At 69.7% G+C, this 17,699-nt stretch carries 15 protein-coding genes; 8 read left to right on the forward strand and 7 right to left on the reverse strand.

The window, feature by feature from the left end; translation table 11 throughout:
- Positions 1-2: 2 nt before the first annotated feature.
- Positions 3-1,862: an SCO2524 family protein gene (locus tag ACIP79_RS30540; RefSeq protein WP_401228316.1), complete on the reverse strand. Its 1,860-nt coding sequence runs from the start codon at positions 1,860-1,862 to the stop codon at positions 3-5.
- 56 nt (positions 1,863-1,918) lie between these two features.
- Entirely contained in the window at positions 1,919-2,728 is an 810-nt protein-coding gene (locus ACIP79_RS30545; protein ID WP_401228317.1) for an SCO2525 family SAM-dependent methyltransferase, read from the reverse strand.
- A 285-nt stretch (positions 2,729-3,013) separates the two neighbouring features.
- On the opposite strand from ACIP79_RS30545, the gene ACIP79_RS30550 reads away from it, so the two are divergent.
- Positions 3,014-3,502: a GNAT family N-acetyltransferase gene (locus ACIP79_RS30550; protein WP_401228319.1), complete on the forward strand. Its 489-nt coding sequence runs from the start codon at positions 3,014-3,016 to the stop codon at positions 3,500-3,502.
- Between the two features lie 10 nt (positions 3,503-3,512).
- Here the strand turns inward: ACIP79_RS30550 and ACIP79_RS30555 are convergent, their stop codons facing one another.
- Positions 3,513-3,953 carry a protein phosphatase gene (locus ACIP79_RS30555; RefSeq protein WP_401228321.1) on the reverse strand — a complete coding sequence of 147 codons (441 nt, stop codon included), beginning with the start codon at positions 3,951-3,953 and terminating at the stop codon, positions 3,513-3,515.
- 4 nt (positions 3,954-3,957) lie between these two features.
- Positions 3,958-4,698: a FadR/GntR family transcriptional regulator gene (locus ACIP79_RS30560; protein WP_401228465.1), complete on the reverse strand. Its 741-nt coding sequence runs from the start codon at positions 4,696-4,698 to the stop codon at positions 3,958-3,960.
- Positions 4,699-4,970: 272 nt separating this feature from the next.
- Between ACIP79_RS30560 and ACIP79_RS30565 the strand changes: the two genes are divergently transcribed.
- Genes ACIP79_RS30565 through ACIP79_RS30585 form a run of 5 tightly spaced genes read left to right on the forward strand, consistent with a single transcriptional unit; the run spans position 4,971 to position 11,617 of the window.
- Positions 4,971-6,587: an ABC transporter substrate-binding protein gene (locus tag ACIP79_RS30565; RefSeq protein WP_401228322.1), complete on the forward strand. Its 1,617-nt coding sequence runs from the start codon at positions 4,971-4,973 to the stop codon at positions 6,585-6,587.
- Between the two features lie 18 nt (positions 6,588-6,605).
- Positions 6,606-7,565: an ABC transporter permease gene (locus tag ACIP79_RS30570; RefSeq protein WP_401228324.1), complete on the forward strand. Its 960-nt coding sequence runs from the start codon at positions 6,606-6,608 to the stop codon at positions 7,563-7,565.
- Complete coding sequence (locus ACIP79_RS30575) at positions 7,565-9,556, forward strand: dipeptide/oligopeptide/nickel ABC transporter permease/ATP-binding protein (RefSeq protein WP_401228326.1); 1,992 nt, start codon at positions 7,565-7,567, stop codon at positions 9,554-9,556. The genes ACIP79_RS30570 and ACIP79_RS30575 overlap by 1 nt, the downstream gene beginning before the upstream one ends.
- A gap of 23 nt (positions 9,557-9,579) precedes the next feature.
- A complete protein-coding gene (locus ACIP79_RS30580) occupies positions 9,580-10,665 on the forward strand; it encodes an oligopeptide/dipeptide ABC transporter ATP-binding protein (RefSeq protein WP_401228467.1) in 1,086 nt (361 codons plus the stop codon).
- A 16-nt stretch (positions 10,666-10,681) separates the two neighbouring features.
- Entirely contained in the window at positions 10,682-11,617 is a 936-nt protein-coding gene (locus tag ACIP79_RS30585; RefSeq protein WP_401228328.1) for a dihydrodipicolinate synthase family protein, read from the forward strand.
- Positions 11,618-11,847: 230 nt separating this feature from the next.
- Here ACIP79_RS30585 and ACIP79_RS30590 read toward each other — a convergent pair whose 3' ends face one another.
- The 3 genes from ACIP79_RS30590 to leuA all read right to left on the reverse strand — a co-directional run bounded on the left by ACIP79_RS30590 (position 11,848) and on the right by leuA (position 15,914).
- Entirely contained in the window at positions 11,848-13,056 is a 1,209-nt protein-coding gene (locus ACIP79_RS30590; RefSeq protein ID WP_401228329.1) for an exo-alpha-sialidase, read from the reverse strand.
- A 244-nt stretch (positions 13,057-13,300) separates the two neighbouring features.
- Positions 13,301-13,996 (reverse strand): TerB family tellurite resistance protein, encoded by a 696-nt coding sequence (locus ACIP79_RS30595; RefSeq protein WP_401228330.1) that lies wholly within the window; start codon positions 13,994-13,996, stop codon positions 13,301-13,303.
- 187 nt (positions 13,997-14,183) lie between these two features.
- On the reverse strand, positions 14,184-15,914 hold the full coding sequence (gene leuA, locus ACIP79_RS30600; RefSeq protein ID WP_401228332.1) for a 2-isopropylmalate synthase: 1,731 nt from the start codon (positions 15,912-15,914) through the stop codon (positions 14,184-14,186).
- A 321-nt stretch (positions 15,915-16,235) separates the two neighbouring features.
- On the opposite strand from leuA, the gene ACIP79_RS30605 reads away from it, so the two are divergent.
- On the forward strand, positions 16,236-17,309 hold the full coding sequence (locus ACIP79_RS30605) for a M4 family metallopeptidase (protein WP_401228334.1): 1,074 nt from the start codon (positions 16,236-16,238) through the stop codon (positions 17,307-17,309).
- Positions 17,310-17,341: 32 nt separating this feature from the next.
- Positions 17,342-17,608: a protealysin inhibitor emfourin gene (locus ACIP79_RS30610; RefSeq protein ID WP_401228336.1), complete on the forward strand. Its 267-nt coding sequence runs from the start codon at positions 17,342-17,344 to the stop codon at positions 17,606-17,608.
- Positions 17,609-17,699 lie beyond the last annotated feature (91 nt).

The following is a 17,699-nucleotide window of genomic DNA, read 5'->3' on the forward strand; positions in this document are numbered from 1 at the left end:
GGTCACACCTCCTGCGCCGCGGCGTCCCTGGCCTGGGCCAGGGTGTCGAGTTCACCGAGCACGGCGAGCGTCAACGCGCAGGCGGTGCCGGGCTGTTCGTCGAGGACGCGGCGGGCGCGGCGGAGCCTGATCTCGATGCTCCTGAGCGACTTGCCCCGTTCGCTGTCGCCCGCCGTGCTGTGTTCCATCTGTTCGAAGCCGAAGAGGTGCGTCGACTCGCTGAGCAACGCCTGCGCCATGACGGTGAGTTCGGGACTGCGGATGGGGCGCGACTCGTAGAGCTTGCGCGCGGCGACCATGCACTCGGTGACCCGCTCGGTGATGCTCCAGGACGGCAGCGTGCCGTTCTGCGGCGCGACGGGGTAGACCGCGTGCACGTTGTCCCAGAGTCCGGTGCCCTCGCCCTCCTGGATACGCCGCTGCCAGAGGTGGTCGAGGATGTCCTCGGCGAGCCGTAACAGCCGGTCGTGCGAGCTGATGTTGCGGGACAACTCGCAGAGCTGGATGGTCCGTTTGAGCAACTGGGCGGAGAAGTCGGTCATCGTCCAGCACAGCGGCGGGCCCGCCCGCTCGCTGCCCTGGAGCGGCAGGGTGACACCCGGGCTGTGGAGCTGGACGGCCGGGTCGTCGACGGCCATGCGGCTGGTGACACGGCCGCGTTCGGCCAGGCGTTCCATGACGGTGACGGTGCGGGTGAGGTCGTCGTCGGTGGCGCGTCGCCGGACCAGGTCGTGGACGACGATGGCCGCGACGGACAGCGAGAAGTAGTCGGACTCCAGCCGCTGTCCCGTCGTACGCCAGGGGAGGTCCTCCAGCGGCCAGCGGTCCGGGTCGAAGCGGGCGATCCCCGACCAGTACTGCTGGGTGATCTCCCAGCGCAGCCTGAGCGCGCCGGCGAGCGTCTGCTGTTCGGGGGTGAGCAGGCCGAGGGTGAGGGAGCGGTCCGAGAACAGGTCCTGGATGCCGTCGAGTGCGACCACGGTGAAGTAGAGGTAGGGCACGGAGTCGGCGACGCCGTCGGGCTGGGCGATCCGTTCGTCGGGCTCCCCCTCCGGCGTCGTGATCTCCACTTCCGGCGCGTCCTTCACCAGCCCCCAGGCCCAGCCGCACTCGAAGAGCTGGCTGTCGTCCCTGAGCCCGTCCTCGACGTCGACGCCGAGGGTGAGGCCCTCGGTGATCGTGGCGCGCAGCGGCTTGAAGCGGCGCTGGAACTGCTGGAGGACGGCCCGCTCGGACAGCCGGCCCTGTCCGACAAGGCGGCGCAGCCGCTGTCCCTGCGGGGAGTCGGGGTCGAAGACGTTGACGGCGAAGGAGCGCAGCAGGCTGACCATCGCGGCGGTCAGCCGGACACTGGTGGCCTCCCGGAGTTCCGCGATGGACTTCTTCATGTCCGTTCGCGAGGTCTTCTCTTCGTAGATCTTGAGGAATCCGAGCGTGGCCAGACAGAGCGTGATCGACATGGAGAAGGCGTCGACAACGCCCAACTCCCCTTGTTCCTGGGTGACTTCCTCGTTCTCGTCCTGGCTGTTGAAGTAGTAGCCACCGGCGAATGTGGGCTTGCCGTCGGGTCCGGTGTGCATCTCCATGAACTGGCCGAGCACCGTGACGAGATTCCCGGGGATCTCCAGGCGTCCCCCGACCCGCTTCAGGACCTTTTCGATGTCGCGCTGGGTGGTGTCCGGCTCATCGAGGCGGAACGCGGGGATCTCGGTCGCTGGATACATGAGACACAGCAGCCGCTCGGCGTCCGCGACACTGCTGCGACCTCCCCATTCCCCCCAGACCCACTTTCCGTCGTCGAATGAGTGCCTGGCAATCGCCTGCCAGATATCCAACAGGTGCTGACGTGGCTTGATCTGCATCCCCATGCCCCCTCACACAGGTAGTGCCGCTTCCCGGCCGAATATGCCTGCTGAATTCAGGCGTCGCGCCGGAGCATCCGCTTCAGCCATCTGAAAAGGGCGACGGAATGCGGCTTGCGATGCCCGAGGGCAAGGATGATCCCCGTGTGCCCGGGACGCACTTCGCCCAGCCGGTGGTACGTCACGTTCTCCGCGAACTCGTCGAGGATTTCATCGACCTGCAATTCGTTGACATCACAGGCCGGGAAGAACCGGTCGCCGACGTGATATCCCTTCGAGCCCTCCATGAAGGCGGCGGCGAAAGGAGCACCGGGAGCGAGAGCGCGTACGAAGCACTCGACCGCACGCCGGAACTCGTCATGGGAACTGGACAGCGACTCGGCGACGAAGAACATCGTGCCGATCTGGTAGCGCTCCTGACGCGGGCGCGGGCTGAGCGGATTCCGGTCCTCCAGGCCGAACAGATCGGCCTCCCGGACCCGGACCACCTGGCGGAACCGTGCTCTCCGGTCCGCGTCGACTGCGCGGTACGCCTCGTCCTGGTCGCACAGCAGCTTCCAGAACCTGCCCCACTCCGGCTCGAAGTCGCGCAGTTGGCGGTTCAAATACTCCACGTTCTTCGGCGACCGCTCAAGAAGGGTGATCTCGCGGCACCAGGGAAGCATGGAGAGCGCCGGATACAGGTTCGCCCCCGCGCCGACGTCAATACCCAGAACAGGACGATTGAGTTTCCCTCGAAAATGATCAGAGAAGTACCGGCCTACCAGCTCGACGATCTCCGCGTCGGCTGCGAGCACGTCACGGTAATTGTGATCGAAGTAGGCATCCGGATCGAAGGCATCCCAAGGCGCATCGGCGTTGAGCATAGGGAGGCTCTCGGGAGATCTCAAGTCCATCCTTCCACCGTACCGCGACCCCGACATCCTGCACCCGCGTTCGCCATGTTGTAGCGGTCCCACGACACGAAGGGACGCGGCGAAACGAAAGGATTTTTGGTCCGGAACCGCCCTTGGTCAGCCGCGAGCAGCCAAGTAATGCTGGTCGGACCTCCGCTTAATCGACCGATTGGCACGATTGGCAGGAAGCAGGCCGTTCGACACGCATTCACCCATATGAGGTCAACTCACCTCCGCATCTCACCAGGGGGCGGCATGACAGCTGTACCGGACGCGTCGAAGAGCGTTCCCGAGGATCCCCCGCCGCGGATGAGGGGCGTGGAGTTGTCCGACCTGGAGGCCACCACCCTGCTCGACCAGGAACTCTTCGAGCGGGACTCGTACTCCTACACCGTGATGCGCCAGTTCTACGACCTCTACTCCAGGCACTTCCTCGTCATCGACGACGGCAAGGGCATCCAGGGGTACGTCCTGGCCGGTACGGCGGTGGACGGCAACAGTTGTGTGCTGGGCCTCGGCATCACCCGGGACCGGCGAGGACGCGGCCTCGGCCGACGGCTCATGCTGCGGGTCCTGGACCTCCTGCGCGCCGACGGCGTCCACACCGTACGGCTGTCGGTGGCCCCCGAGAACGACACCGCCATCGACCTCTACAAATCCCTGGACTTCACCACCGAGGGAGATCTCCAGAAGGACTACTTCGGGCCGGGCGGTGACCGCTACGTCATGGTCCGGCAGTTGTGAGCTGCCGTCGTCACCCCGTGAAGCCCCGCACGTACCCCCGCTGCCAGGGCGTCTCCACCGCCCGCCGGTCGTAGTTGCGCCGCACGTAGTCCACGGCCTCGTCCGCGGGCACGCCGTCCAGGACCGCGAGGCACGCCAGTGCCGTCCCGGTACGGCCCCTGCCCCCGCCGCAGGCGATCTCGACCCGCTCGGCCGCCGACCGGCGCCAGGCCCCGGCCAGCGTCTCGCGGGCGAGCGCGCGGTCCGCCGGGAGGCGGAAGTCCGGCCAGCGGATCCAGCTCGACTCCCAGGGCACCTCGGGCGGCCGCCGGCCGAGCAGATGGACGGCGTACGAGGGGACCGGCGCCGCCGGGTCGAGCGGGCGGCGCAGCGCGCGGCCCCGTACCAGGCGGCCGGAGGGGAGGCGCAGGACGCCCGCGCCGTCCGGGTTCCAGGGCTGAGGCTCGGTCACCGGATCAGCTCACCCCTCGCGACTCCTGCGCGGCCCGCGCCTCGACGCCCCGGAAGTGGACGGCCATCGCCCGCTGCGCGCCCTCGACGTCGTGGGCGCGCAGGGCGGTGACGATGTCGCGGTGGCGGCGGACGGTGACCTCGGGGGCCGGGTCGTCGGTCCAGCCGCGGACTCCCGAGACGCGGCGGAAGACGGCCCAGAAGGCGCCGAGAAGCTGCGGGACGAGCGCGTTGCCGAGCGAGGCGTACAGCAACTCGTGGAATTCGCGGTCGAGTTCGGCGAAGGGACCGCCCTCACGCCCCGCGGTCTCCATCCGGGTCACGACGGATTCGAGGCCGTCGAGCTCGGGCTCGGAGAGGGTGCCCGCGACCCGGCGGATCAGCCCCTCCTCCAGTACCTCGCGGACCTGGAGTATCTCGGCCAGCGCGCTCGCGTCGTCGCCGGACCGGGCGAGCGTACGGAACGTCAGGCCGTCCACCAGCGGCGTCAGCGACGCCTCGCCGACGTAGGTGCCGTAGCCGTGTCTTATGTCGACTATGTCGAGGGCCTGGAGTGCCTTGAGGGCCTCGCGGACGGAGTTGCGGCTGACGCCGAGGTCCTCCATCAGCTCCGTCTCGGTCGGCAGCGGCGCACCGGCCCGCAGTTCCCGGTCGAGGATCAGCTGGACGACCTCGTGCCGGACCTGGCCGCTCACCCCGCGCCCGGGTCCGCGACGGCCACCGGGCTCCTCGGGCATGCGCCGCATCGTACGCTCGCTGGACATCCGACGTCCCACCTCCGGGATGAAGAAACGTCAATCAGGCTTACTTTCCGGGCGAATTGGTCACACTTTTGGGTGCCATTGGTCGCACCTTTGGAACATACGCCATTCGTGCGTGTCCCCTTGACCCCCCTTACGCCCCCTCTTATGGTCGCGCTGCTCCCCTATGACGTAGGACGTCGTATCTCCCCCTGACCGGACCCCTCACCGGACTCCCCACCGAACCCCCCACCGGACCACTCCTCACTGGAGGAACCGTGCGCGACGTGACCCCCACTCCGGCGCCGCGCCGCCGGTCGCTCCTGAAGTACACCGGTGCGCTGGGTGCGGCAGCCGCCGCCTCCTCGCTCTCGGCGTGCGGCCCTGAGTCGACGAACGACACGGGCGGCGGAACCGGCTCCGACGCGACGCTGACGGCCGTGATCGGCTACGGGAACGACGGCAGCTGGGATCCGACGCAGACGGCGTCCGCCTTCTCCATGGCCGCCAACAACCACATCTACGAGGGCCTGCTCGACACGGACCCGATCACCCGCGAGCCGTACGCCGCGCTCGCCACCCGGATCCCCGCCGACCTCACCGGCACGTCCTGGAAGTTCGAGCTGCGCCCCGGCGCCCGGTTCCACGACGGGAAGCCCGTCACCGCCGACGACGTGGTCTTCGTGTTCGACCGGATCCTGGACCCCGGGACACAGACCCTCGGCAAGGGCTTCTTCGCGAGCTGGCTGCGCGAGGTCAGGAAGATCGACGCGATGAACGTCGAGCTGGTCCTCAACTTCCCCTTTCCCGAGGGGGTTTCACGGCTCACGCTCGCGAAGGTCATGCCGAAGCACGTCTTCTCCCGGCCCGGCGCGTGGGACGACGCGATCCGCGGCAAGGCGATCGGCTCGGGCCCCTACCGGCAGGCCGCCCACCACCCGAAGTCGAACACCACCTTCGCCGCGTTCCCCGACTACAACGGCCCGCGCAGGGCGGCCTTCAAGAAGATGAACTGGCTGACCATGGTGGACGCCGCGCCCCGGGTCGCGAAGGTCTCGGGGGCGAGCGCCGGGGCACCGATCGCGGACAACATCCCGTACGCCAACATCCAGCAGCTCAGGCAGGGCGGCATGACCGTCCAGGGCGCCGCGGGGATGAACAACCTCTTCCTGATGTTCAACACCCAGCGCGAACCCTTCGACGACGTACGGGTGCGGCAGGCGCTGCACTACGCCATCGACACGGACAAGCTGATCGAGGTCGCCCTCAAGGGGCATGGCAGGGCGTCGAGTTCGTTCCTCAACGAGGGCAACCCGAGCTACCGGCCGGCGAGGACCGTCTACGCGTACGACCCGGTGAGGGCGAAGCGGCTGCTGGCCGAGGCCGGGGTCACCGGGCTGAAGGTCTCCATCATGGCGGTCAACGTCAGCTGGATCGTCGACTGCCTGCCGACCATCAAGGCCTCCTGGGACGCGATCGGCGTCAGAACGACGCTCGACCCGCAGGAGACGACGGCCGTCTTCACGAAAATGGACCAGAAGCAGGACTACCAAGTGGTCGCCGCCGCCTCGAACCCCAACCAGTTCGGCGTCGACGCCGACCTGATCATGCACTACAACTACGGCCCGCAGAACCTGTGGATGGGCTATGCCCGCTGGAGCGGCGACCCCGTCGCCAGGAAGCTCTTCAAGGACATGGCCCAGGCGACGCGCGAGCCGGACGCCACCAGGAAGAAGACGATGATCCAGGACTACATCGACGTCGTCGCCGAACAGGCCGTGCTCTATCCGGTCGTGCACAACGAGCTGATGACGGCCTGGAACCCGCGCAGGCTCGCGGGGATAAGGGCACAGCCGTACCCCGGAATCAACCTCCTGCAAGCCAAGTGGGCGTAGAACGGAGGTAGTCAGCACGTGGTCACCGTCGCAAGAATCCTGCTCCGCCGCGTCGCCCTGCTCGTACCGCTGATGCTCGGGATCGTCCTGTTCGTGTTCATCGTGATGCGGTTCTCGGACGTCGACCCGGCGTCCGCGTTCTTCCAGGGCGCCAACCCGACTCCGCAGCAGCTCAACGAGTTCCGGGAGCGCAACGGCCTCCTCGATCCCTTCCCCGTCCGCTACTTCTCCTTCCTGGGCGACCTGTTGCACGGCGACCTGGGCACCAGTGCGCTGACCAGGGAACCGGTGCTCCAGCAGATCACCACCGCACTGCCGCTCACCCTTCAGCTCACCTTCCTGGGCCTCGGCATCGCGGTCGTCCTCTCGCTGCTCGGCGGGGTCACCGCCGCCATCTACCGCGACCGGCTGCCCGACCAGGTCATCCGCGTCGTTTCGCTCACGGGCGTCGCGGCGCCCGGCTTCTGGCTGGCGCTGCTGATGATCCAGTACCTGGCCGTCGACCTGGGCTGGTTCCCGACCGGCGGGTACATCAACCCGGAGGACTCGGTGACCGGCTGGCTCAAGACCATGACGCTGCCCGCGCTCGCGCTGTCCCTGCCGGTCGCCGCGCAGCTCACCCGGATCGTGCGGACCTCGGTGGTCGAGGAGCTCGACAAGGACTACGTGCGGACGGCGATCGGCAGCGGCCTGCCGCCGCACGTGGTGGTCGGCCGCAACGTCCTGCGCAACGCCCTGATGAACCCGCTGACCGTGCTCGGGCTGCGGGTGGGCTATCTGCTCGGCGGGGCGGTCGTCATCGAGACGATCTTCTCGCTGCCCGGCATGGGGAAGCTGATGATCGACGCCGTGAAGAACGGCGACCCGGCGGTCGTACAGGGCGTCGTCCTGACCACGGCCATCGGCTTCGTCGTCGTGAACCTCGCCATCGACATCCTGTATCTGCTGGTCAACCCGCGGCTGAGGGAGGCGACCTGATGTTCACGCCGTTCCATCGCAAACGTCTCACGGACGCCCTGTCCCGGCCCGGCATCCGGCTGCGCGGCCGGCGCCGGCTGCCCCTGCTGTCCAGGATCGCCGTCTGCTTCCTGGTCCTGGTGGTCCTGGTCGCGGTCTTCGCGCCGCTGCTCGCCCCGGACGACCCGCTCGACCAGCAGTCGCTGGTCGGCGGCACCGGCGCCCCGTCCGCGAGCCACTGGATGGGGCAGGACAGCCTCGGCCGGGACATCATGAGCCGGCTGATGTACGGCGCCCGCTGGTCCCTCGCGATCGGGCTGGGCGCCACCGCGCTCGCCCTCGTGGTGGGCGCGCTCCTCGGCGCGGTCGCCGCGACCTCGCGCAAGGCGGTCGACGAGACGCTGATGCGCTGCCTGGACGTGGTCATGGCGTTCCCCGGTATCGCGCTGGCCGCCGTCCTGGTCGCCGTGTTCGGCGGCGGGATCACGGTGCTGATCTGCGCGATCGCCTTCCTGTTCACTCCGTCAGTGGCGAGGGTCGTACGGGCGAACGTCCTCGCCCAGTACGGCGAGGACTACGTCACCGCCGAGCACGTCATCGGCGCCCGCACCCCGCACATCGTCATCAGGCACGTGGCCGTCAACTGCGCCGCCCCGATCCTGGTGTTCTGCACGGTGCAGGTCGCCGAGGCCATCGTCTTCGAGGCCTCGCTGTCGTTCATCGGCGCGGGCGTGCGGCCCCCGGACCCGTCCTGGGGCAGCGTCATCGCGGACGGCAAGAACATGGTGCTGACCGGCGGCTGGTGGGCCACGGTCTTCCCGGGCCTGCTGATGCTGGTCACCGTGCTGTCGCTGAACATCCTCTCCGAGGGCGTCTCGGACGCGTGGGCCGCGCCCGCCGCCCGGGACGTCCCCGCGCGCGAGGCGAAGGACCGGCTGGAGGCCCCCGAGCCCGGCAGCGGGAAGGTCCTGGCGCTGCCGGGGCTCACCGAGGCCGCCCGGCGGCTCCGCGACCGGGCCCGCCCGCTTCCCGAGGGCGCGCTGCCCGTCCTGGCCGTCGAGAACCTGGCCATCGGCTTCGACGCCCGCCACGGGGGTGTGGACATCGTCGACGGCATCAGTTTCGAGGTGCGGCCGGGTGAGGTGCTCGGGCTGGTCGGCGAGTCCGGTTGTGGCAAGTCGCTGACCGCGCTGACGCTGATGGGCCTGGAGCCGAAGGGCGCCCGGGTCAGCGGCCATGTCCGGTTCAACCAGCGGCAGTTGATCGGCGAGCCGATGCGCGTGAAGCGCCGGCTCCTCGGCCACGAGATGGCGATGATCTACCAGGACGCGCTGTCGTCGCTGAACCCGGCGATGACGATCAAGGCGCAGCTCAAACAGGTCGTACGACGGGGAGGCAGGCGCACTCCGGCGGAACTCCTCGATCTGGTCGGCCTCGATCCCGAACGCACCCTGCGCAGCTACCCGCACGAGCTCTCCGGTGGCCAGCGCCAGCGCGTCCTGATCGCGATGGCCCTGTCCCGCGACCCCAAGCTGATCGTCGCCGACGAGCCGACGACGGCCCTCGACGTGACGGTCCAGGCCCAGGTCATGGAGCTTCTCCTGCGGCTGCGCGCCGAGCTGGACTTCGCGCTGATCCTCGTCTCGCACGACCTGGCGCTGGTCTCGGCGGTCACCGACCGGGTCGTGGTCATGTACGGCGGCCAGATCGTCGAGACGGGGGTCACCGCCGACCTCGTGGAGGAACCGGCCCACCACTACACGCGCGGGCTGCTCGGCAGCGTCCTCTCGCTGGAGACCGCGGCCGAGCGGATGACGCAGATCAAGGGCGTCGTGCCCTCCCCCTCGGACTTCCCGATCGGCTGCCGGTTCGCCGACCGCTGCCCGATGGCGAGCGAGCGCTGCCGTGAGACGCCGCCCGAACTGCTGGGGAACCGCAATCACCTGACGGCCTGCCACCATCCGGCGATCGACCTGACGCCGGAGCCGACCGGAAGCGAGGTCGTGAATTGAACACGCCGACAGGCGAAGACGGCCTGCCGTCGGCCGAGGGGACCAGGCCACTCTCCCGGAACGGGAACCCCCTGCTGGCCCTCTCCGACGCCCATGTCGTCCACAAGGCCCGCACCGGTGGTCTGTTCACCCGCGACCGGGTGTACGCGCTGACCGGCGCCGACCTCTCCATCGCGCCCGGCGAGACGGTCGGTGTGGTGGGCGAGTCCGGGTGCGGCAAGTCGACGCTCGCCAAGGTGCTGGTGGGGGTGCAGCGGCCGACGTCCGGCACGGTGACGTTCGGCGGCCGGGACCTCTGGTCGCTGAGCCCCACCGAACGGCGCGAGACCGTCGGCGCCAGCACCGGCATGATCTTCCAGGACCCGTCGACCGCCCTGAACCGCCGTCTGACGATCCGGCAGATCCTGCGGGACCCGCTGGACGTCCACAAGCGCGGAACCCCGGCCGAGCGGGAGGAGCGGGTCAGGGAGCTGATGGAGCTGGTGGGCCTGCCGCGGGTGCTGGCCGACGGTCTGCCGGGCCAGCTCTCCGGCGGCCAGCGCCAGCGCGTGGCCATCGCCCGCGCACTGGCCCTGGACCCCGACCTGGTGGTGGCCGACGAGCCGACGAGCGCCCTGGACGTGTCGGTCCGCGCCCAGATCCTCAACCTCCTCCTCGACCTGAAGGAACGTCTGGGCCTGGCCCTGGTGTTCGTCTCGCACGACATCCAGACCGTGCGCAGGATGAGCGACCGGGTGATCACGATGTACCTCGGCCGGATCGTGGAGGAGACACCGGCTCACGAGGTCACCGACAGCTCCCGGCACCCGTACACCCGCGCCCTCTTCTCGGCCACCCCGGGTCTCCTGGACCCCATCGACCCGATCCCGCTGGTGGGCCCCGTCCCCTCGGCCACCCGTCCCCCGTCGGGGTGCCCGTTCCGTACCCGGTGCTGGAAGGCGGACGAGGTGTGCGCCGGGGCCATGCCCGACTTCACGGCCGCGTCGCGCGCCGATCACCGCTACCGGTGCCACCATCCTGTGGAGGAGGGCCAGTCCACGCGCGATCTGGTCGCGCAGGCGCTGTCCGCCGCGCCGGCCGCCGCCACGGCCGACGTCCCGTTCCAGTAGCACCCAGGGAGCCTCCATGACCGTCCCCGCCCTGCTGACCGGTGTCGTCCCGCCCGTCTGCACGCCCCTGACGCCGGACCGCGAGGTGGACGTCCGCTCGCTCACCAGGCTGGTGGACCATCTCGTGGAGGGCGGGGTGGACGGCCTGTTCGTGCTCGGTTCGTCGTCGGAGGCCGCGTATCTGACGGACGCGCACCGGCGGCTCGTCGTCTCCACGGTGGTCTCGCACGTCGGCGGGCAGCTCCCCGTCCTCGCCGGGGCGATCGACATGACGACGCCGCGCGTCCTCGACCACATCGCGTACGTCACCGCCGCGGGCGCCGACGCCGTCGTGGTGACCGCCCCCTTCTACACCCGCACCCACCCCGCCGAGATCGTCCGCCACTTCCGCGTCCTCGCCGCCCGCTCGCCCGTGCCCCTCTTCGCCTACGACCTGCCGATGTCCGTCCACACCAAGCTCAGCCCCGAACTGATCCTCGAACTGGCCGCCGACGGCTCCCTGGCCGGCCTCAAGGACTCCAGCGGCGACCTCGCCGCCTTCCGCTCCGTCGTCATCGGCGCCCGTACGCACCCCGGCATCACCGGCTTCAGCGTCCTGACCGGCTCCGAACTCGTCGTCGACTCCGCGCTCGCGCTCGGGGCGGACGGGGTCGTCCCCGGGCTCGCCAACGTCGACCCCGAGGGGTACGTACGGCTGTACCGGCACGCCCGGAACGGTGACCTGGGGCGGGCTCGGGCCGAGCAGGAGCGGCTGTGCGCGTTGTTCGCGATGGTGGCGGTGGGTGATCCCACCCGTATGGGCGCCAGCTCCGCCAGTCTCGGTGCGTTCAAGGCCGCCCTGTACCTCCGGGGCATCATCGACTGTCCCGTCACGGCGGAGCCGCAGGTCGCCCTGTCGGAGGCGGAGATCGAACGGGTGGGCAAGTACTTGGCGTCGGCGGGCCTGCTGTAGAGGCTTTCTTCGCCCCCTCCGCCCCTTCCCGTCCCGTACTCGGGGGCTCCGCCCCCGAACCCCCGCTCCTCAAACGCCGGAGGGGCTGAAATTTTCCGCCGGGCGGCGCTAGAAATCTTTCAGCCCGTCCGGCGTTTGAGGACGAGCGCGTCAGCGCGATGCGGGGGTCTGGGGGCGGCAGCCCCCAGGAATGGGACGGGAAGGGGCGGAGGGGGCGAAAAAACCACCCCCTACCCCCGCAGGTCCGCGACCCGTACCCGGCGGAACTCGATCCGCTCGTACGTCCCCGAGACACCGGTCTCGTACAGCACCCCCACCCGCCCGGTCCCGAGCGGCACCAGATCGGAGTACGCGGCAGGGGAAGCCGACAACGTGACCGCCTTGGCGAACGTCGCCCCGGCGTCAGCACTCCGCCACACAGCCATCCCCCGCCGAGCGGTGGGAACGGACGGCCCGGAGAAGAGCAACGCACCGTCGGCCCCCCGCAGTTGGAGAACACTGCCCTGGACGACGGGCACATCGTCCAGGCTGTGCTGCACCGCGTACGGACGCGTCAGACTCTCACCCCCGTCAGCGGAGTACGAGTCGAGCCGGTTCCCCACACTCGTCCCGTTCTGGTCACGCGAGCTGAAGTACACCCGCCCATCGGCCAGTTCGGCCGCGCCGCTCTCGTTCGCGTTGTCGACCCCGTCGTAGGAGTCGTCGACGAACCCGAGCCGCCAGCTCGCCCCGCCGTCGTCGCTGTAGATCGCGTGGGCGCCGTAGTACCTGGGCTCCTGCCCGGTGTCGGCGGACCCGGCCGGCGGCGCGACGGAGTGGTTGGCGGCGACCAGCAGCCGCCCGGCGTGCGGCCCGTGCCGCAGGGCGACCGCGTGGCCGGGCCCGGTGGCGTACCACCGCCAGTTCGGCGACTTCACCTCCGCGGTGATGTCACGGGGCGCGGAGAAGCTGAGCCCGTCGTCACGGCTCGTCTGCACGAAGACCCGGCGGCTCTGCGCCGCGGTGACCTCGCCCCGCATGATCTGCCGCTCGGTCACCGACCCGCTGTTGTACGAGGTGACGAGCACGATCCGCCCGGTCCGGGGGTCAACGACGGGCGCCGGGTTGCCCCGGGTGTCGCCGTTCCCGGACGCGACGACCCGCAGCGCGCCCCAGGTGCAGCCGTGGTCGTAGGAACGCCTGACGACGACGTCGATGCTGCCGGTGTCGCCCGCGCCGCCGACCCGCCCCTCGGCGAAGGCGAGCAGTGTGCGGGCCGGCGTCGTGACGGTGGCCGGGATCCGGTAGGTGTCGTAGCCGTCCTGGCCCGCGGTGAACGGCACGGAGGAGGTGCAGTCCCGCGAGGACAGCGGGCCGGCGGAGGCGCTGCCGGGGCCCGCGACGGCGGCGAGGAGTGCGGTGGCCGCCGCGAACGCGGCCGTACGGCTCATGACGGTCATGGCGCTCCCTGGACTGCGACGGACGGCAGACACAGAACGATGGAATCGGCTCGCAGGACATGGGGCGGAGGGCATGGGGCGGAGGACAGGGGAGAGGGAAGGTGGGATGTCCTGCGGGACCTGGTTTGCCCGTCGGGGCGCGGAGATATGCGCGCGCTACTGCATCTTGACGACCCGTCAGGGCGGCGGGCCGTGCGGGAAGGCGCCCGGCCGCCGGTCCTTCGGGAGAGTGCGGCGGCGGGCGTCAGGAGGGGGTGCGCGCCGCCGCCAGGAGGCGCGTCACGTCGTCCGCGCGGATCGTCAGCGCCGCGCCCACCGTCGCCAGGACATCACGCTCGGCGGGCGTGTACGGCCCGTCGGCGAGCGCGATCCGTGCCCCCTGGAGGAGGATCGCCTCCCGGCCGGTGGGCGCGAGGTGCGGGGCCAGCGGGTCGAGTGCCTCGTGGAGCTCTATGGCCAGACTCGCGCCGCACGGCTCCCCGAAGACCCGCCCGGTGTCCGCGGCGAGCGCCTCGACGAGGGCGCCGAGCTGGTCCTCCGTGCAGTCGTCGAAGCCTGCCGAGCGGACGGCCGAGGCGGCGGTCTCCAGGGACGTACGGGCGCAGCTGCCGCTCGTGGCGAGCACGGCGAGGGCGACGGTGTGGACGGCGTCGCGGAGCATCGCGGAGAAGCGGGTGGTGGTGGGATGGTCGAGGACGTCGGCGCCGTAGTGCTGACCGCAGGCGGCGCATTCGACGACGGGCCCGGTCTCGCCGCGCGGGAGAACGGGAACGCCGAGGCAGGTGAAGCGGCGCCGCCCGACGAGCCGCTGGAAGTTGCGGTCGCCTCCGCAGCCCGGACAGAAGAACTCGCCGTCGCCCACGGTCGTCCACGCCGTACGGAAGCCCAGGATCCGGGAAACCGGAACTGCCCGACCGTTTCGTCCCCATCCTGGCAGCACCGTCGCACACCTCCGTAACGCCGCGGCAACATCGCCGCGCTGGCGTGATGTTAGCCACATTGTTGAGGAAGAGTCAGTACCCCCGACGAGACCCACCCGTGACCCGCACACGGATTGGCCGGTAAACGACCTGGCCCCGCCCGCCTCGGAAGGCGGACGGGGCCGGGAAAAAGCCAGGTGAAAGGGGTCAGCGCTCCGCGCGGTTGACGGCGGAGACCACGGCCTTCAGCGAGGCACGTGTCGTATTCGAGTCGATCCCGATTCCCCACAGAACCTTGTCGCCGACAGCGCATTCGATGTAGGAGGCGGCCTGCGCGGAGGCGCCCTCGCTCATCGTGTGCTCCTGGTAGTCCAGCAGGCGTACGTCGATGCCGATGGACTGGAGGGCGTCGAAGAACGCGGAGATCGGACCGTTGCCGGTGCCGGTCAGAACCACGTCCTGGCCGTCCACGGAGGCCTCGACGGTCAGCGAGTCGATGCCGTCGCGGTCGGTCGTCGTCTGGCCCGTCTTGACCTGGACGCGGCCCCACGGGTTCCCGGAGTTGGGCAGGTACTCGTCCTGGAAGACCGACCAGATCTCCTGCGGGGTGACCTCGCCGCCCTCGGCGTCCGTCTTCGCCTGGATGAGCCGGGAGAACTCGATCTGCATCCGGCGCGGCAGGTCCAGCTTGTGCTCGTTCTTCAGGACGTACGCGATACCGCCCTTGCCCGACTGCGAGTTGACGCGGATGACCGCCTCGTAGGAGCGGCCGACGTCCTTCGGGTCGATCGGCAGGTACGGGACCGCCCACTCGATGTCGTCGACGGTGACGCCCTTGGCGGCGGCGTCGGCCTCCATGGCGTCGAAGCCCTTCTTGATGGCGTCCTGGTGGGAGCCGGAGAAGGAGGTGTAGACGAGGTCGCCGACGTACGGGTGACGGGGGTGGACCTCCATCTGGTTGCAGTACTCGGCGGTGCGCCGGACGTCGTCGATGTTCGAGAAGTCGATCTGCGGGTCGACGCCCTGCGAGAACAGGTTCATGCCCAGGGTGACCAGGTCGACGTTGCCCGTGCGCTCGCCCTGCCCGAACAGGCAGCCCTCGATGCGGTCGGCGCCGGCCATCAGCGCCAGCTCGGCCGCGGCCACCGCCGTACCGCGGTCGTTGTGCGGGTGGACGGAGACGCAGACGTACTCGCGGCGGGAGAGGTTCCGCGACATCCACTCGAAGCGGTCCGCGTGCGTGGAGGGGGTCGAACGCTCCACCGTGGCGGGCAGGTTGAGGATGATCTCGCGGTCCGGTCCTGGCTGCCAGACGTCCATGACGGCCTCGCAGACCTCCAGGGCGAAGTCCAGCTCGGTGTCGGTGAAGATCTCGGGGCTGTACTGGTAGCCGAACGACGTCCGCTCGTCCAGCAGCTTCTCGGCGTACTCCATGACCAGCCGGGTGCCGTCGACGGCGATCTGCTTGATCTGGTCCTTGGAGCCGCGGAAGACGACCCGGCGGAAGACGGGGGCGGTCGCGTTGTACAGGTGGACGTTGGCGCGCCTGGCGCCGACCAGGGACTCCACGGTCCGCTCGATCAGGTCCTCGCGGGCCTGGGTCAGCACGGAGATCGTGACGTCGTCCGGGATCGCGCCCTCTTCCTCGATGATCGAGCGCACGAAGTCGAAGTCGGTCTGGCCGGAGGCCGGGAACCCGACCTCGATCTCCTTGTAGCCCATCTTCACCAGCAGGTCGAACATCTCGCGCTTGCGAGCGGGCGACATGGGGTCGATCAGGGCTTGGTTGCCGTCACGCAGGTCGGTGGAGAGCCAGCGGGGTGCGACGGTGATCCGGTTGTCCGGCCACGTACGGTCGGCGATGTCGACCTGGTCGTACGGGCGGTACTTGTGCACCGGCATGGAAGTGGACTGCTGGCGGTTCTGGCTGTTCGCCATGATGCGAGGGCTCCTCGTGGGTGTCCTGAAGGACGGCCGACGGCGCAACGCCAGACTCCGCGGGGAGGGGGTCGGCCTCGACTTACAGGCCCTCGCCGCGGCAGCTAAGGAGGAGCAGCCCGAAACGCATGATGCTCCGCATGCTAGCCGAGCCGCACCGGATGCGGGGGCCCGTATCACTATGCGGGACCGCTCGCGCAAATGGGGCAAAAAGTGCGCCATACCACTCCGCGACCAGGTCGGGGACCCCTTATCGGCACATTTCACCAATCATGGTTGCCGGTAGTGACAGAGTCATGACTCAGTGCAAATGTGCCCGACATGACCGCCAATCCGGCAGGCTTCGAGCCTGTCTTCTGCACCATCGTGCCGCCCCACGTCCTGGACACGCTGGCTCAGGCCGAGGACCCCACACTGGCCGGGCCCGCCCGCCGCACCCTGGAGCGGGACGCCCTGGAACGCACCCGCCGACGGCTGACCACGGTCATCGGCGCGCCCGCGGTGGCCCCGGCCAGCGAAGCCGTCGAGGACAAGCCGCACCGCACGATCTACGACGCCCGCCACCGCACGGACCTGCCCGGCCGGAAGGTCCGCGACGAGGGTGACAAGCCCGGCAAGGACGCCACCGTCAACCGCGCCTATGCCGGACTCGGCGCGACCTTCGAGCTGTTCCTGAACGCCTACCGGCGCAACTCGATCAACGGCGAGGGCCTGCCACTGGACGCGACCGTGCACTACGACGACAGCTACAACAACGCGTTCTGGAACGGCGAGCAGATGGTGTTCGGCGACGGTGACGGCGAGATCTTCCTCGACTTCACCATCCCCGTCGACGTCATCGGCCACGAACTGACCCACGGCGTCACCCAGCACACCGCGAACCTCACCTACTTCGGCCAGCCCGGCGCCCTCAACGAGTCGATGTCCGACGTCTTCGGCTCGCTGATCAAGCAGTACACGCTCGGCCAGACCGCCGCCGAGGCCGACTGGCTGATCGGCGCGGGCCTGCTCGCCCCGCGCGTCACCGGCATCGCGCTGCGCTCCATGAAGGAGCCGGGCACGGCGTACGACGACGACGTGCTCGGCAAGGACCCGCAGCCCGCGACGATGGACGACTTCGTGAACACCGGCCGGGACAACGGCGGCGTCCACATCAACTCCGGCATCCCCAACCGCGCCTTCTACCTCGCCGCCACCGCCCTCGGCGGCCACGCCTGGGAGCGGGCGGGACAGATCTGGTACGACGTCCTCACCGGCGGCGACCTGGGACAGCAGGCGCTCTTCACCGACTTCGCCGCGCTCACCACCGCCGCGGCCCGCACCCGCTTCGGCGACGGCGCGGAACTCCAGGCCGTCCTGAAGGCGTGGGAACAGGTCGGAGTGCCCGCCGCGTAGCTCCGCGCCCCGACTCGTACTAGACAGGACCCATGCGTATTCAGGTAAGGCGCACGGGCGGGTTCGCGGGCATCGAGCGGCATGCCGAGGTGGACACCTCGGGACGCCCCGACGCCCACGAGTGGCACGCCCTGGCCGAGAAGGCACTCTCCGCCGGCCGGGGCGCGCCTCCCATCGGCGTGCCCGACGGTTTCAGCTACCGGATCACCGTGGACGGGGACACGGTGTACGCGGCCGATCCACGGCTGACGGAGGAGCAACGGAGCCTGATCTCCCGGGTGTTGAAGGAGGGCGCGTAGAGACCGGCGCGTGGAGACCTCACCTCACGGGGCACCGCCGAAATCCGCGACTCGCAGTTCACCGGACCCCGTTGACTTCCCTTACCGGGGG

Origin of the sequence: Streptomyces sp. NPDC088747 (assembly GCF_044751025.1) — a bacterium.
GTDB lineage: Bacteria > Actinomycetota > Actinomycetes > Streptomycetales > Streptomycetaceae > Streptomyces.